General features: G+C 71.7%; 14 protein-coding genes. 8 read left to right on the forward strand and 6 right to left on the reverse strand.

Features of this window, described 5'->3' with window-relative positions; all coding sequences use genetic code 11:
* Positions 1–39 precede the first annotated feature (39 nt).
* The 4 genes from ACFRAC_RS12775 to galU all read right to left on the reverse strand — a co-directional run bounded on the left by ACFRAC_RS12775 (position 40) and on the right by galU (position 3347).
* A complete protein-coding gene (locus tag ACFRAC_RS12775; RefSeq protein ID WP_382923907.1) occupies positions 40–540 on the reverse strand; it encodes a molybdenum cofactor biosynthesis protein B in 501 nt (166 codons plus the stop codon).
* On the reverse strand, positions 537–1031 hold the full coding sequence (gene moaC / locus ACFRAC_RS12780; protein WP_382923908.1) for a cyclic pyranopterin monophosphate synthase MoaC: 495 nt from the start codon (positions 1029–1031) through the stop codon (positions 537–539). The genes ACFRAC_RS12775 and moaC overlap by 4 nt, the downstream gene beginning before the upstream one ends.
* An 86-nt stretch (positions 1032–1117) precedes the next feature.
* The gene (gene glp, locus ACFRAC_RS12785) at positions 1118–2440 is read right to left on the reverse strand and encodes a gephyrin-like molybdotransferase Glp (RefSeq protein WP_382923909.1); all 1323 of its coding nucleotides are present in this window, start codon (positions 2438–2440) and stop codon (positions 1118–1120) included.
* Positions 2441–2444: 4 nt separating this feature from the next.
* Positions 2445–3347, reverse strand: coding sequence for a UTP--glucose-1-phosphate uridylyltransferase GalU (gene galU, locus ACFRAC_RS12790; protein ID WP_382923910.1), 903 nt, complete (start codon positions 3345–3347; stop codon positions 2445–2447).
* Positions 3348–3441: 94 nt separating this feature from the next.
* Between galU and ACFRAC_RS12795 the strand changes: the two genes are divergently transcribed.
* Positions 3442–4062 carry a 5-formyltetrahydrofolate cyclo-ligase gene (locus ACFRAC_RS12795; RefSeq protein ID WP_382923911.1) on the forward strand — a complete coding sequence of 207 codons (621 nt, stop codon included), beginning with the start codon at positions 3442–3444 and terminating at the stop codon, positions 4060–4062.
* A gap of 66 nt (positions 4063–4128) precedes the next feature.
* Here ACFRAC_RS12795 and ACFRAC_RS12800 read toward each other — a convergent pair whose 3' ends face one another.
* Positions 4129–6903, reverse strand: a complete 2775-nt coding sequence (locus tag ACFRAC_RS12800) for a penicillin acylase family protein (protein WP_382923912.1) — start codon at positions 6901–6903, stop codon at positions 4129–4131.
* Between the two features lie 234 nt (positions 6904–7137).
* Here ACFRAC_RS12800 and ACFRAC_RS12805 point away from each other — a divergent pair, with 234 nt between their 5' ends.
* The 6 genes from ACFRAC_RS12805 to mscL all read left to right on the forward strand — a co-directional run bounded on the left by ACFRAC_RS12805 (position 7138) and on the right by mscL (position 12927).
* Positions 7138–8661 (forward strand): potassium/proton antiporter, encoded by a 1524-nt coding sequence (locus ACFRAC_RS12805; RefSeq protein ID WP_382923913.1) that lies wholly within the window; start codon positions 7138–7140, stop codon positions 8659–8661.
* A gap of 271 nt (positions 8662–8932) precedes the next feature.
* Positions 8933–10222, forward strand: coding sequence for an MFS transporter (locus ACFRAC_RS12810; RefSeq protein WP_382923914.1), 1290 nt, complete (start codon positions 8933–8935; stop codon positions 10220–10222).
* 67 nt (positions 10223–10289) lie between these two features.
* Positions 10290–10607, forward strand: a complete 318-nt coding sequence (locus tag ACFRAC_RS12815; RefSeq protein WP_382923915.1) for an FmdB family zinc ribbon protein — start codon at positions 10290–10292, stop codon at positions 10605–10607.
* Positions 10608–10697: 90 nt separating this feature from the next.
* The gene (locus ACFRAC_RS12820; protein ID WP_382923916.1) at positions 10698–11540 is read left to right on the forward strand and encodes an S-methyl-5'-thioadenosine phosphorylase; all 843 of its coding nucleotides are present in this window, start codon (positions 10698–10700) and stop codon (positions 11538–11540) included.
* Between the two features lie 307 nt (positions 11541–11847).
* The gene (locus ACFRAC_RS12825; RefSeq protein WP_382923982.1) at positions 11848–12339 is read left to right on the forward strand and encodes a hypothetical protein; all 492 of its coding nucleotides are present in this window, start codon (positions 11848–11850) and stop codon (positions 12337–12339) included.
* 129 nt (positions 12340–12468) lie between these two features.
* Positions 12469–12927: a large conductance mechanosensitive channel protein MscL gene (gene mscL / locus ACFRAC_RS12830; protein WP_382923917.1), complete on the forward strand. Its 459-nt coding sequence runs from the start codon at positions 12469–12471 to the stop codon at positions 12925–12927.
* Between the two features lie 40 nt (positions 12928–12967).
* On the opposite strand, the gene ACFRAC_RS12835 is transcribed toward mscL, so the two are convergent.
* Positions 12968–13144 (reverse strand): hypothetical protein, encoded by a 177-nt coding sequence (locus tag ACFRAC_RS12835; RefSeq protein WP_382923918.1) that lies wholly within the window; start codon positions 13142–13144, stop codon positions 12968–12970.
* Between the two features lie 151 nt (positions 13145–13295).
* Between ACFRAC_RS12835 and ACFRAC_RS12840 the strand changes: the two genes are divergently transcribed.
* Complete coding sequence (locus tag ACFRAC_RS12840; RefSeq protein WP_382923919.1) at positions 13296–14534, forward strand: low temperature requirement protein A; 1239 nt, start codon at positions 13296–13298, stop codon at positions 14532–14534.
* The last annotated feature ends 25 nt before the right edge of the window (positions 14535–14559 follow it).

A 14559-nucleotide genomic window follows, 5' to 3' on the forward strand; every position in this document is an offset into this window, starting at 1 on the left:
CGTCGCCGTCCCTCAGCTCGACGGGCCAGGATGGGCTGTTCAGCTCGCACCCCCACTGCTCGGTCCGGGGTGGTCACCGCCGCGGAGCTGGTCGAGGGCGTGGATCAGGAGGGGTTCCAGGACGGCCAGGCCGTCCTTCACCCCGCCGCTGGAGCCGGGCAGGTTCACGATCAGCGTCCGCCCGGCGACGCCGGCCAGGCCCCGGGACAGGGCGGCGGTCGGCACCTTGTCCCGGCCGAACGCCCGGATGGCCTCCGCGATGCCGGGGACCTCGCGGTCGATCACCGCGCGGGTCGCCTCGGGGGTGCGGTCGGTGGGCGAGATGCCGGTGCCGCCGGTGGTGACGACGACGTCGTACCCGGCGCCGACGCCGGCGCGCAGCGCCGCCTCGACCGGGTCGCCGTCGGGCACGACCTGCGGCCCGTCGACGGTGAACCCGAGCGCCTCGAGGCCGTCGGCGATCAGCGGTCCGCCCCGGTCCTCGTAGACCCCGGCGGCGGCCCGGTTGGACGCGGTGACCACCAGAGCGCGATACGTCATGCCCGGCTCCAGTCGCCCGACTTGCCGCCCGTCTTCTGCTCCACCCGTACGTCCGTGATGACCGCTCCCTTGTCGACCGCCTTGACCATGTCGATCACGGTGAGCGCGGCGACGGTGACGGCGGTCAGGGCCTCCATCTCGACGCCCGTGCGGTCCGTGGTCTTCACGGTGGCCACGATCTCCACGGCGTCGTCCGCGACCGACAGGTCCAGTTTCACACCGGAGAGCGCGAGGGGGTGGCACAGCGGGATCAGGTCGGGGGTGCGCTTGGCGCCCATGATGCCCGCGATACGGGCGGTGGCGAGGGCGTCGCCCTTGGGCATCCCCTCGCCCCGCAGGAGTTCGACCACGCGCGGCGAGACGAGGACCCGTCCGGCGGCGCGGGCCGTGCGTGCGGTGACGTCCTTCGCGGAGACGTCGACCATCCGGGCGGCGCCTGCCTCGTCGAGGTGCGTGAGGTGGTCCTGCGGGGGTGGGTTCTGCGTGCTCATGCTGGTGTGGCGCTCCCGGTCCGGGCCCGTCGCGGTGCGGCGCACGGACCTGCTGTGCGCGACACGGTACCGCCAACCAGCGACGGTCAGCCGAGCAGGACCACCTCGACCTCGCCACCCGGTTCGACGCTCTCGACGTCCTCGGGGACGACGATCAGCGCGTCGGCCTGCGCGAGGGCGGCGACCAGGTGGGATCCGGCGCCTCCGACGGGCCGGACCTCGCCGTCGGCGTAGGTGCCGCGCAGGAACTGCCGGCGTCCCTTGGGCGAGGTGAGCGCCTTGTCGGCGGCGAGGGTGGCCCGGGTGCGCGGGCGGTGCACGTCGGTCAGGCCCATCAGGGTGCGGATCGCGGGGCGCACGAACAGCTCGAAGGAGACGTACGACGACACCGGGTTGCCCGGCAGGGCGAGCAGCGGGGTGTGGTCGGGGCCGATCGAGCCGAAGCCCTGCGGTTTGCCGGGCTGCATGGCGAGCTTGCGGAACTCGACGCCGCTGCCGGGCTCGTCCTCGTCGCCGACGTGGGCCAGCGCCTCCTTGACGACGTCGTACGCCCCAACGCTGACACCTCCGGTGGTGACCATGAGGTCGGCGCGCACGAGCTGGTCCTCGATGGTGTCGCGCAGCGTCTCGGCGTCGTCGGCGACGGCGCCGACGCGGTAGGCGATGGCGCCGGCGTCGCGGGCGGCGGCCGTGAGGGCGAAGCTGTTGGAGTCGTAGATCTGGCCGGTGCCGAGCGGTTCGTCGGGCTGGACGAGTTCGCTGCCGGTGGACATGACGACGACCCGGGGGCGGGGGCGCACCCGGACCGTGCCGCGGCCGATGGCGGCGAGCAGGGCGATCTGCGGCGGGCCGAGGACGGTGCCGGCCCGCAGGGCGCGGTCGCCGGCCTCGACGTCGCTGCCCGCCGCCCGCACGTGCGCGCGGGCCTCGGCGGGCCGGTGGATCTGCACGGTGCCGGCGGCGCCCTCGGGGGCCTGGCTGCGGGCGCGCATCCCGCTGACCGGGCCCTCGCCGAGCCCTCCGTCGGTCCACTCCACGGGGACGACGGTCTCGGCGCCGGGCGGCAGCGGGGCGCCGGTCATGATGCGGACGGCCTGGCCGGGGCCCACGTGGAGCAGGTCGGCCTGGCCCGCCGCGGCGTCCCCGACGACCTCCAGGACGGCCGGGAACTCCTCGCTCGCGCCCGCGATGTCCGCGACCCGCACCGCGTACCCGTCCATCGAGCTGTTGTCGAACGGCGGCAGGGAGACCGGCACCGTGACGTCGTCGACCAGGACACAGCCCTGGGCGTCGAGGAGCTGCAGCTCGATGGGTTCGAGGGGACGGACGGTGGCGAGGATGTCCTGAAGGTGCTCGTCCACGGACCAGAGCTGGTCGTGACCGGCGGGACGGGGCGCGGCGGTGCTCAACTCGCTACATCTCCTCGGCTACGTAACTGCGAAGCCAGGTCCGGAAGTCCGGGCCCAGGTCTTCACGTTCGCACGCCAGTCGGACAATGGCACGCAGGTAGTCGCCGCGGTCGCCGGTGTCATAGCGGCGGCCCTGGAAGACGACGCCGTGCACCGGGCCGCCGACCTTCTCGTCCGCGGCCAACTGCTGCAGCGCGTCGGTCAGCTGGATCTCGCCGCCGCGGCCGGGCTCGGTCTTGCGCAGTATGTCGAAGACGTGGGGGTCGAGGACGTAGCGGCCGATGATGGCGTAGTTCGACGGGGCGTCGGCCGCGGCCGGCTTCTCGACGAGGTCGTGGACCTTGACGACGTCGCCGTCCTCGGTGAGGTCGACGGCCGCGCAGCCGTAGAGGTGGATCTGCTCGGGCTCGACCTCCATCAGGGCGATGACGCTGCCGCCGCGCTGCTCCTGCACCTCGATCATTCGCTTGAGCAGGGGGTCGCGGGGGTCGATCAGGTCGTCGCCGAGGAGGACGGCGAAGGGCTCCTGGCCGACGTGCGGGGCCGCGCACAGCACGGCGTGGCCGAGGCCCCTGGGGTCGCCCTGGCGCACGTAGTGCATGGTGGCGAGGTCGCTGGACTCCTGGACCTTGGCGAGCCGTTCGGCGTCGCCCTTCTTCTGCAGGGCGGACTCGAGTTCGTAGTTGCGGTCGAAGTGGTCCTCGAGCGGCCGCTTGTTACGGCCTGTGATCATGAGGACGTCGTCGAGGCCCGCGGAGACGGCCTCTTCGACCACATACTGGATCGCGGGCTTGTCGACGACCGGCAGCATCTCCTTGGGAGTGGCTTTGGTGGCCGGCAGGAAGCGTGTTCCTAGGCCCGCTGCGGGGATGACAGCCTTGCTGATCCGAGGGTGGGACTGAGTCATGCCCGACACCTTATCCGGTGCCTTTGCGTGGAATCCGAGGCTCCGGTTATTTGGCTCTCATTTGCGCACATTGGGAAGAGTACGGGAGCGAGCTTTGACTCACTTCGAACAGGGCACCGAGTCTGCCAAACGGACGTTGCGGCGAGAGCTCCTCTCGGTAAGAAGCAGGTTGACGCCGGATGACGTGCGGGAATCGGCGGCCGCGCTGGCCCGGCGCGCCCTGGACCTGCCCGAGCTCGCGCGGGCGGGCACGGTGGCCGCGTACGTGTCCGTGGGAAGCGAACCCGGCACCCTCGCGCTGCTCGACGCGCTGCGCGCGCGGGGCGTGCGCGTCCTGCTGCCCGCCCTGCTGCCCGACAACGACCTGGACTGGGGCCCCTACACCGGCCGGGACGCCCTCGTCCGGGTCCAACACGGCAGGAAGACGGCACTCTTCGAGCCGGCCGGCCCGCACCTCGGCCCGGACGCCGTGACCGAGGCCGGCGCGGTGCTGCTGCCGGGCCTCGCCGTCGACGCGCGCGGGATGCGCCTGGGCCGCGGCGGCGGCTCGTACGACCGGGTCCTCGCGCGGCTGGGGAACGCGGGTGTCCATCCGGCGCTGGTGGTGCTGCTGTACGACGCGGAGGTCGTCGGGCGGGTCCCCGAGGAGCCCCACGACCGTCCGGTGGACGCGGTGGTGACACCGTCCGGGGTGCGCCGTTTCCCGGAGTCCTGACCGGCACCCTGTACGCGAAAGGGCCCTCCACGCGCGCGTGGAGGGCCCGTCCGTGCTGTCAGCGGGTCACGGCCGCAGCACCAGGGTGTCGCTGGTGGCGTCGTCGACCGCCTGCTTCGAGAAGGACCAGTCGAGCAGCTCGCCGTCGGCCCACTTGTCCGTCTGGTCGGTGTAGTGGGAGTTGTAGGCGTGCCCGGAGGCGCCGGTGAGGCTGATCCACTTCGACTTGTCCAGGTCGCCGAGGTTGACGACCATCCGCATCGACGGCACCCACACGACCCCGTAGCCGCCAGCGGCGTTCCAGCCGCTCGCGTTGACCGTGGCCTCGCCGCCGCTGAGCTTCCAGGGGCCGCGGTTGAGGGCGTACTGGAGGAAGCCCGGGCCCTCGGTGCCGAGGGTCTGGTTCTTCAGGAACAGGCGGTGCAGCCGGCCCCAGCTCCAGGTGTCGATGTCCTTGCCGAGCTTCGCGGTCAGCTCCCAGCGGGCGTCGACCATGGCCCGGGCGAACAGGTCGTCCCGGTTGCGGTCGGCTCCGTCGCGGGCGCCCGCGTCGGGCGTCGTCCACCAGTCGCTGTCCGGGTCGTCCATGAGGCCGCGCACGACCTCGAACCATCGGTCGCCGCCGTCCGGCTGCGCCTGGTCGGCGTCGCGCTCGCCGCACTCGCGGACCTTCTGCACCTCGTCGGCGGGACCGGTGGTGTTGACCGGGTCGACGTACAGGCACTGGCCCTTGACCCGCAGTTCCTTGGGCAGCTTGTTGCCGAAGGCCAGCTTGAGGGTGTTGCGCCACACCGAGTTGAAGTAGGCGGCGGCCGCCGAGTCGGCGTCCTGGGTGTAGTCCCAGCCCTCCAGCAGCTCCTGCGCCTCGCGGACGTCCGGGTCCGCTATGTCGATCTTGAGGAGCTGGGGCACCAGCAGCTTGGCCATCTCACTGCTGTTGTCGAGCTGCATCTGCCGCATGTCGTCGGTGGAGATCTTGCCGCCGCCGTCGATCTTCGACTGGATCAGGTCGTTGATGCGCTGGCTGCGGGCTCCGTAGCCCCAGTCCGTGGTGAGCGTGTAGGGGTACGTGTCCTTGTCGACGACGGCCTGGTTGGCGGTGACGATGTAGCCGCGCCTCGGGTTGTACTCGTACGGCAGCTCGTCCTCGTCGAGGTAGCCGGTCCAGCGGGACGCGGGGTCCCAGCCGGGCGCCGGCACCGAGCCGTCGTAGCCCTGCGCGCGCGTGGGGATCTTGCCGGGCAGCGTGTAGCCGATGTTGTCCTCGCGGTCCGCGTAGATCAGGTTCTGCGAGGGGACGTCGAACAGGGCGGCCGCGGAGCGGAAGTCCTTCCAGTTCTTCGCCCTGTCCATGGCGAAGACGGCGTCCATGGTGGTGCCCGGGTCCAGCGCGGTCCAGCGCAGCGAGATGCCGTAGCCGTCGCCCCGGTCGGGGGCCGCGGTGTCCACGGTGGCCTTCTTGCCCACCTTGACGAGCTCGGAGCTGCGGTCGGACAGCAGCGGGCCGCTCTTCGTCGCGCGGACGACGATCTTCTTCGGCTCGCCGCCGGCGACCTCGATGGTCTCCTGGCGGGTGGTGAAGGGCACCGTCTTGCCGCCGTACAGGTAGCCGTCGCCGGACAGCTTCTCCAGGTACAGGTCGGTGACGTCGACGCCGGAGTTGGTCATGCCCCAGGCGATGTCCTGGTTGTGGCCTATGACCACGCCCGGCATGCCCGCGAAGGTGTAGCCCGCCACGTCGTACTGGCAGGAGGCGGAGACCGCTCGGCAGTGCAGGCCCATCTGGTACCAGACGGACGGCAGCGAGGCCGACAGGTGCGGGTCGTTGGCCAGCAGGGGCTTGCCGGTGATGGTGTGCTTGCCGCCGACCACCCAGGAGTTGGAGCCGATGCCGTTGCCGTTCACACCGACGGCGGTGGGCAGCCCGTCCAGGACGTTCTGGAGGCCGGCCAGCTGGCTCTGCAGGCCCGTGGTGCCGGACGACCCGGACGCCCCGGACGACGAGGGGGTGCCGCCCGTGCCGCCCACGGTGCCGGTGCCGCCCGTGGCGTCTTCCGGCCCGTACGTCTTGGTGACCTCGTCGTAGCGGCCGGTCCGCACGATCGCCTTGTTCCGGCTGTACGGGTACTGCGGGTACAGCTCGGCGATCTGCTTGGGGCCGAGGCGGCTGGTCATCAGGGCGCGGTCGATCTCGTCCTGCATGTTGCCGCGCAGGTCCCAGGCCATCGCCTTCAGCCAGGCGATCGAGTCGACCGGCGTCCACTGCTCGGGCTTGTAGTCGTTGGTGAACCCGAGGGCCGCGTACTCCAGGGAGATCTCCGCGCCGTCCTTGCCCGCCAGGTAGGCGTTGACGCCTTTGGCGTACGCCTGGAGGTACTTCTTGGTGGCGGCCGACAGCTTGGTGTCGTACTCCTGCTTCGCGATCCGGTTCCAGCCCAGGGTGCGCAGGAACTCGTCGTTGTCGACCTGCCCCTTGCCGAACATCTCCGACAGCCGCCCGGAGGTCATGTGCCGGCGGACGTCCATCTCCCAGAACCGGTCCTGCGCCTGCACGAAGCCCTGCGCCATGAACAGGTCCGCGTCGGAGGAGGCGTAGATCTGCGGGACGCCGTAGCCGTCCCGCTTGACGTCGACCGGCCCGGACAGGCCGTCGAGCGTGATCGAGCCCTTCGTCTGCGGGAAGGACGCGCGGACGGTGCTGATGGACCAGTAGGCACCGCCGGTGACGCCCGCGATGACGGCCAGCACCAGCACCAGGACGAGCAGACGCGCTCTGCGCCCCTTCTTCCTGCCGGATTTGCCGGGCTGCTGACCCGTGGATGCGGTGGTGTTGGGGGGCATCGCTGTCCTTGCTGTCCTAACGCGAGCGGCAGACGGTCCTGGAGTGCTGGAGCAACCATAGGCGCAGGGCCCGGTCGGACTTGACGCGGAGTGGGCAACCCACGCGGACGGACGTTCGATCATGCCCTCACGAGCGTCAAGAAATCGTCAAGAGTTAGGTAAGCTAATGAAGTAGTTGGGTGCGAAGCACCGCCACTTCGTGTCCTATGTTCATGAGCCCCCGCGCGCGTCCACGTGGGCCAGGGAAGGGAACGGCCGCTGACTGTCCACGACCTCAACCAGCTTCTGCTCGTCTGCTCGCTCGTGCTGCTCAGCGCCGTCGCGGCGGTCCGCATCTCCTCACGCAGCGGCCTGCCCAGCCTGCTCGTCTACCTGGGCATCGGCGTGCTCATGGGCCAGGACGGCATCGGCATCCGCTTCGACGACGCCGAGCTCACCCAGGTCATCGGCTACGCCGCCCTGGTCGTGATCCTGGCCGAGGGCGGACTCGGCACGAAGTGGAAAGAGGTCGAACCGGTCCTGCCGGCCTCCGCCGCGCTCGCGACCGTGGGCGTCACGGTCAGCGTCGGCGTGACCGCGTCGGCCGCGCACTACCTGGTCGGACTGGACTGGCAGCAGGCGCTGATCATCGGCGCTGTCGTCTCCTCGACCGACGCCGCCGCCGTGTTCTCCGTACTGCGCCGCCTCCCGCTGCCCTCCCGCGTGACCGGCACCCTGGAAGCCGAGTCCGGCTTCAACGACGCCCCCGTGGTCATCCTCGTCGTCGCCTTCTCCCACCACGGCCCCATGGAGCACTGGTACGTGCTGCTCGGCGAGATAGCGCTGGAACTGGCGATCGGCGCGGCCATCGGCCTCGCCATCGGCTGGCTCGGCGCCTGGGGTCTGCGGCACGTCGCGCTGCCCGCCTCCGGCCTGTACCCGATCGCCGTCATGGCCATCGCCGTCACCGCCTACGCGGCCGGCGCCATGGCCCACGGCAGCGGCTTCCTCGCCGTCTACCTCGCCTCGATGGTGATGGGCAATGCGCGCCTGCCGCACTGGCCGGCCACCCGCGGTTTCGCCGAAGGACTCGGCTGGATCGCCCAGATCGGCATGTTCGTCCTGCTCGGACTGCTGGTCACCCCGCACGAGTTGGGCGACGACATCGTGCCCGCCCTCGTCATCGGCCTCGCGCTGACCATGCTGGCGCGCCCGCTGAGCGTCGTCGTGTGTCTGACGCCGTTCCGGGTGTCCTGGCGGGAGCAGGCCCTGATGTCCTGGGCCGGCCTGCGCGGCGCGGTGCCGATCATTCTCGCGACGATTCCCGTGGTGAGCGGCGTCGAGGGCAGCCAGCGCATCTTCAACATCGTCTTCGTGCTGGTCGTCGTCTACACCCTGATCCAGGGGCCGACCCTGCCCTGGCTGGCCCGCAAGCTGAACCTCGGACAGGGCCCGGAGGCCGCCGACCTCGGCATCGAGTCGGCGCCCCTGGAGCGGCTGGGCGGACACCTGCTGTCGTTCGTCATCCCCGAGAACTCGAAGATGCACAACGTCGAGATCGCCGAACTGCGCCTGCCGCCCGGCGCCGCCGTCACCCTCGTCGTCCGCGACGGAAAATCGTTCGTGCCGCAGCCGGCGACCGTGCTGAGGCACGGCGACGAACTCCTCGTGGTCGCCACCGACCCGGTGCGCGACGCGGCCGAGCGCCGGCTGCGCGCCGTCGGCGCGGGCGGCAAGCTGGCCGGCTGGCTGGGGGCGGACGGACTGAGGCGCTCGTAGAGAACGCCCCGACCGTTCCGGGGAAGCGCAGGCCGGAAGCCGGGGCGTGCTGGCTTTCACAGGGGTCACAGGGTGAACGCCCTGTACAATGCAGGTGATCCAGATCGAACCAACTCTGCCTGACGCAGAGCTGGCGCGACCGTATGGCGGCCGGGACGCCCCTCCTCATCGTGGGCGCCGGTATCTACCGCAGTTCCGCGCAAGAGGACAGCTCTCGGCGCCGCCCCCACCCGGGGGTGCCGCGCTACCAGGCGGCAGAAAGGCACGGGCCGTGGCGTCCACGGTCACCAAGGAGCCGTCGAAGGACTCGGCCTCCTCCCGCCCGGGATACGGACAGCTGCTGCGCACCCGCGGCGCCTGGACGTTCCTGCTCCCCGGCTTCGCGGCACGCCAGCCGTTCGCGATGCTGACCATCTCCATCGTGCTGCTGGTCCAGCACACCACCGGCTCCTACGGCGCGGCGGGCGCCGCCGCGGCCGTCACCGGCGTCTCCATGGCCCTGTTCGCGCCCTACAGCGGCCGTCTCGCCGACCGCTACGGGCAGCGCACCGTGCTGATCCCCGGCGTTCTCGTGCACACCGTGTCCGGTCTGGCCCTGACCGCTCTCGCCCTCGCCCACGCGCCGCTGTGGGCCCTGTTCGCCGCGGCCGTGCCCACCGGCGCCTCGGTGCCGCAGGTCGGCCCCATGGTGCGGGCGCGCTGGGGTGTGAAGCTCCAGGACTCGCCCCTGATGACGACGGCCGCCGCCTTCGAGTCCGTCACCGACGAGCTGACCTTCGTCGTCGGGCCGCTGCTGGCCACCGCCCTGTGCACGGCCGTCGACCCGGCCGCCGGCCTGGTCACCGAGGCCACGCTCACGCTGGTGGGCGGCCTGCTCTTCGCCGCGCAGCGCGGCACTCAGCCGGCCGTCACCGGCGGCGGGCACACGCGCGTGGAGCACGGCTCCGCGCTGCGCATCCCTGGGGTGCGGGTGCTGATCGTGACCTTCCTCGGCATCGGTTCCGTCTTCGGCGGCATGCAGGTCTCCCTGGCCGCCTTCACCGAGTCGATCGGCCGCCCCGGCCTGAACGGCGTCCTGTACGGCACCTTCGCCGCGGGCAACATGCTCGCCGGCCTGGTCTGCGGTGCCATCGCCTGGAAGGTCGCGCCCCAGCGCCGCCTCCTCGTCGGGTACGCCGCGCTCGCGCTGGCCGCGTCCGGGCTGTGGGCCGCGCACTCGGTCCTCGTGCTGGCCGCCCTGGGCCTGCTGGTCGGCATGTGCATCGCGCCCTCCCTGATCACCGGCTACACGCTGGTCGAGAGCCTGGTCCCGGCCGGGGCCCGCACCGAGGCGTTCACCTGGCTGACCGGTGCCGTCGCGCTCGGCCAGGCCGCCGCCGTCACGGTCGCCGGACAGCTGGAGGACCGTCTGTGGGGCGGGGCCGGTTTCCTGGTGCCGATGGGCGGCACGCTGCTGGCCCTGGTCACCCTCGTCGCCCTGCGCTCCCGGCTCTCGGCGCGGGCCGCCGGCCGTACGGTCGCACGTGGCGTGGGTCACCGCGTGCCGGTCGCAGTGGACTGAGAGGCCGGAATACGTCACTATGGATTGTCGTTAGCACTCATCAAGTGAGAGTGCCAGGAGGAAGACAGTGCCGACCTACCAGTACCAGTGCACCGCTTGCGGCGAGGGCCTCGAGGCGGTGCAGAAGTTCACCGACGACGCACTGACCGAGTGCCCCACCTGCCAGGGCCGCCTCAAGAAGGTGTTCTCGGCGGTCGGCATCGTCTTCAAGGGCTCCGGCTTCTACCGCAACGACAGCCGCGGCTCCTCGTCGAGCAGCTCGCCGGCGGCGTCGAAGTCGTCGTCCACGTCGTCCGACTCCTCGTCGTCGTCCACGGGGTCCTCGTCCTCGTCGGACAAGAAGGCGTCGAGCACCGGCTCCTCCTCCAGCAGCTCCGCCGCGTAGCGCGCACCACTTCTTACAGGACCCTGTCGTCGTAGGGCGGCGGGGTCCTCGGCGTGTCCGGGGGCCGTCGGGGGCGGCTAGGGTGCGGACATGGCGAACAAGGCGAACGCCGAGCTCGGCGTGATCGGCGGCTCCGGTTTCTACTCCTTCCTCGACGATGTGACCGAGGTCCAGGTCGACACCCCGTACGGACCGCCCAGCGACTCCCTCTTCCTCGGCGAGATCGCCGGCCGGCGAGTCGCCTTCCTCCCCCGGCACGGCCGCGGCCACCATCTGCCGCCGCACCGCATCAACTACCGCGCCAACCTGTGGGCGCTGCGCTCCGTCGGCGCGCGCCAGGTGCTCGGCCCGTGCGCGGTCGGCGGCCTGCGGCCCGAGTACGGACCCGGCACCCTGCTCGTGCCGGACCAGTTGGTCGACCGCACCAAGTCCCGGGTGGGCACCTACTTCGACGGCCTGCCGCGCCCCGACGGCACCGTGCCCAACGTGGTGCACGTGTCGCTGGCCGACCCCTACTGCCCCACCGGCCGCGCCGCCGCGCTGAAGGCCGCGCGGGGACGGGACTGGGAGGCCGTGGACGGCGGCACCCTGGTCGTCGTGGAGGGGCCCCGCTTCTCCACCCGCGCCGAATCGCTGTGGCACCAGGCGCAGGGCTGGTCCGTGGTCGGCATGACGGGCCACCCCGAGGCGGCGCTCGCCCGTGAGCTGGAGCTCTGCTACACCTCGATGACCCTGGTCACCGACCTGGACGCGGGCGCGGAGACCGGCGAGGGCGTCTCCCACGACGAGGTGCTGCGCGTGTTCGCGGCCAACGTCGACCGGCTGCGCGGGGTCCTCTTCGACGCGGTGGCCGCCCTTCCGTCCAACGACGAACGGGACTGCCTGTGCGCCGGGGCGCTGGGGGGTATGGACCCGGGGTTCACACTGCCGTAGGGGGCGGCGGGGCGGACTTCGCGGGACCGGTGCGACCGGTGCGACCGGTGCGGCCGGGCGGAACGCCTCCTTCGGGGGGCGGAGTTGTCCACAGGCTGTGGGTTGTCCACGGGCTTCAGCGAGCGGCGGCGGGATGCCGGATGGTGGCTTCGCAAGCCGTTCCGTCCGCACCGTTCTCGCTGGTGGTGATCCCGTGTCCCTCGCTCCCCCCGCCCCTCGATTCCCGGCCTCGCCCTCTTCTTCCTCCCCCTCCCCTCTCTCCTCTTTTTCCTCCCCCTCCTCTTTCTCCTCGTCGCCGCGCTGCGCGCTGCCACCGGGCCCCGACGCCCCGGCCACCCGTGAGGTGCCGCACTTCGATCCGGTGCGGGTGCGCGGCACGCGCCAGCGACTGCGCCGGCTCGTACGGCACCGGCGGCGGGCCGTCGCGGCCGGGCTGGCCGTGACCGCGGCCGCCCTGGTGGCGGCCGGACCGCGGGAGGCCGACGGGGCGCGCGGGCATCCGGCGCAGGGCCCGGCGCGGCTCGCCGAGCGGGTGTCGGCGCCGGTGCGGATCGCCGACGCGGCCACCGTGCGGCTGCTGCGCCCCGGCGACCGGGTCGACGTGATCGCCGCCGAGGAGCACGGGCCCGGTGGGGACGCCGAGGTGGTGGCGCGCGGGGCGCGGGTGGCGGAGGTGCCGGAGCCGCTGGAGGCCGCCGGGGAGAGCGGGGCGCTGGTGGTGCTGTCCGTGCCGCGTCCCACGGCCGCCCGGCTGGCGGGGGCGAGTGCCACCGCGCGGCTGTCGGTGACGCTGTGCTGAGTCCGGTCAAGCGTCGGCTCGCGTCACGTCCCTCCGAAGAGGAGGCCGATTGGACAGAATGGCTGAACGCTGACGTAGGTTGCGGAGCGATCCGTTCCCCAAGCTGCGTGCCAGAGGAGTGCCCCCCAAGTGAGCGAGAACAAGGAACCGAGCGTCTGGCAGGGCTTCAAGGCCTTCCTGATGCGCGGGAACGTCGTCGACCTGGCGGTCGCGGTGGTCATCGGCGCGGCCTTCACCAACATCGTCAACGCGGTGGTGAAGGGCATCATCAACCCGCTGGTCGGTGCGATCGGCACGAAGAACCTCGATCACTACAGCTCGTGCCTGACCGGTACCTGCGAGGGCGACGAGGGCATCCAGATCCTGTGGGGCTCCGTCCTCGGCGCCGGCCTCAGCTTCGTGATCACCGCGGCCGTCGTCTACTTCCTGATGGTCCTGCCCATGTCGAAGTACCTGGCCCGGGTGGAGGCCCGCCGCAAGGCGAAGGAGGGCACGAAGGAGATCATCGAGGTGACCGAGCTGGAGGTGCTGAAGGAGATCCGCGACGCGCTCGTCGCGCAGCGCGGGTCGGGCCACGACCAGCGGTAGTCTCCCGGCGCCCGGGCGGCGCGGCGCCTGTTCTCACGCCTCAGATGTGGTGCGGCGGCTTCTCGTCGAGGAAGCGCTTGAGGTCGGCCGCGCTGTCCCCGGCCGGCCGATCGCCCCACCCGCGGTCCGTGTCGTCCGAGGACTGCTGGTCCAGCGGGTCGTCGAAGATCAGCGCGGGCTTCGGCTCGCGCGGCTCGGAGGCGGGGCTGCTGCTCATGACTCCAGGGTACGGCCGCACCGCCGCGGGTCCCGTCCCGCCGACACGAGCCCGTGGTCCGGCCGGGCCGCCCGGGGAAGTCCTGCGGGGGTTGTGCGCAGGTCGTGCGCCGCGGACGCGAATCCGCGCCCCATCTGCTGTGCTTTATCCCATGACGTCCAGTTCGAATCCCGCGCCGGACTCCCCCCGCCCGCCCGGACACCGCCGGCCGGTGCGCCCGCTCTCGGCCCGGGGCCGTGGTGAGGCACACCGGGCCGCCACCCCGCTGGAGCTCTTCTTCGACCTGTGCTTCGTCGTGGCCATCGCCCAGGCGGGCGTCCAGCTGGTCCACGCGATCGCCGAGGGCCATGTCGGCGAAGGCATCCTGAACTACGCGATGGTGTTCTTCGCCATCTGGTGGGCGTGGATGAACTTCACGTGGTTCGCGTCGGCCTACGACAACGACGACGTGCTGTACCGGCTCGTCACGCTGGTCCAGATCTCCGGTGTGCTGGTCCTGGCCGCCGGCGTGTCCCGGGCGTTCCAGGACCACGACTACGCGGCGGTGCTCGTCGGGTACCTCATCATGCGGCTCGCCCTCGTCGTGCAATGGCTGCGGGTGGCCCGGTCGAGCTCCGGTCCCGAGCGGGCGATGGCCCTGCGCTACGCCGGCGGTGTGCTGCTCTGCCAGATCGGCTGGGTGGGCCTGGTGGTGCTGCCCGAGGACGTCCGGGGCTGGTGGTTCCTCGTCATGGCCGTCCTGGAGCTGTGCGTCCCGGCGTACGCGGAGAGGGCCCACCCGACGTCGTGGCACCCGCACCACATCGCCGAGCGGTACGGGCTGCTCACCATCATCGTGCTCGGCGAGACCATCGCGGCGGCCACGGTCGCCGTGAAGACCGGCATCGACGAGAACGACGCGCTGGGCGAGCTGCTGCCCATCACCACGGGCGGCCTGCTCATCATCTTCTCCGCGTGGTGGATCTACTTCGTGGTGCCGATCCACTGGCATCTGCGTTCCAACCAGCGGGCGTTTCTATGGGGTTACGGCCACTACGTGGTGTTCGCGTCGGCGGCGGCGATCGGCGCGGGCCTGGAGGTGGCGGTCGAGCAGACCCTCCACGAGTCGCACATCTCGACGCTGGCCGCGTCGGCGGCGGTGACCCTGCCGACGGCGCTCTACCTGCTCACGGTGTGGGTGCTGCACTCGCGGTACTTCAGGGTGGGCATCGCCCAGCAGCTGGTGCTGCCGACGACGGCCCTGCTGGTGATCTGCTGCACGTTCCTGCACGACTGGGGGGTGTTCGCGGCGGGGCTGGTCTCGGCGGCGGGCGTGGCCGTCGGCGAGACGCTGACGGCCCGCAGAGCGGCCCGGCAGCGCGCGACGGCGACACGGGAGCCGGCCGCCTGACGATCCCGGCGCGGCGGGTCGGGCC

Source organism: Streptomyces sp. NPDC056628 (assembly GCF_042792555.1).
Classification (GTDB): Bacteria; Actinomycetota; Actinomycetes; order Streptomycetales; family Streptomycetaceae; genus Streptomyces.

What these genes read in the sequence shown, in the direction of transcription:
- ACFRAC_RS12800 (WP_382923912.1), bottom strand. Translation starts at nt 6,903, where the DNA reads ATGCCCCCCAACACCACCGCATCCACGGGTCAGCAGCCCGGCAAATCC.
- ACFRAC_RS12840 (WP_382923919.1), top strand. Translation starts at nt 13,296, where the DNA reads ATGACGTCCAGTTCGAATCCCGCGCCGGACTCCCCCCGCCCGCCCGGA.
- ACFRAC_RS12775 (WP_382923907.1), bottom strand. Translation starts at nt 540, where the DNA reads ATGACGTATCGCGCTCTGGTGGTCACCGCGTCCAACCGGGCCGCCGCC.
- galU (WP_382923910.1), bottom strand. Translation starts at nt 3,347, where the DNA reads ATGACTCAGTCCCACCCTCGGATCAGCAAGGCTGTCATCCCCGCAGCG.
- ACFRAC_RS12835 (WP_382923918.1), bottom strand. Translation starts at nt 13,144, where the DNA reads ATGAGCAGCAGCCCCGCCTCCGAGCCGCGCGAGCCGAAGCCCGCGCTG.
- ACFRAC_RS12820 (WP_382923916.1), top strand. Translation starts at nt 10,698, where the DNA reads ATGGCGAACAAGGCGAACGCCGAGCTCGGCGTGATCGGCGGCTCCGGT.
- moaC (WP_382923908.1), bottom strand. Translation starts at nt 1,031, where the DNA reads ATGAGCACGCAGAACCCACCCCCGCAGGACCACCTCACGCACCTCGAC.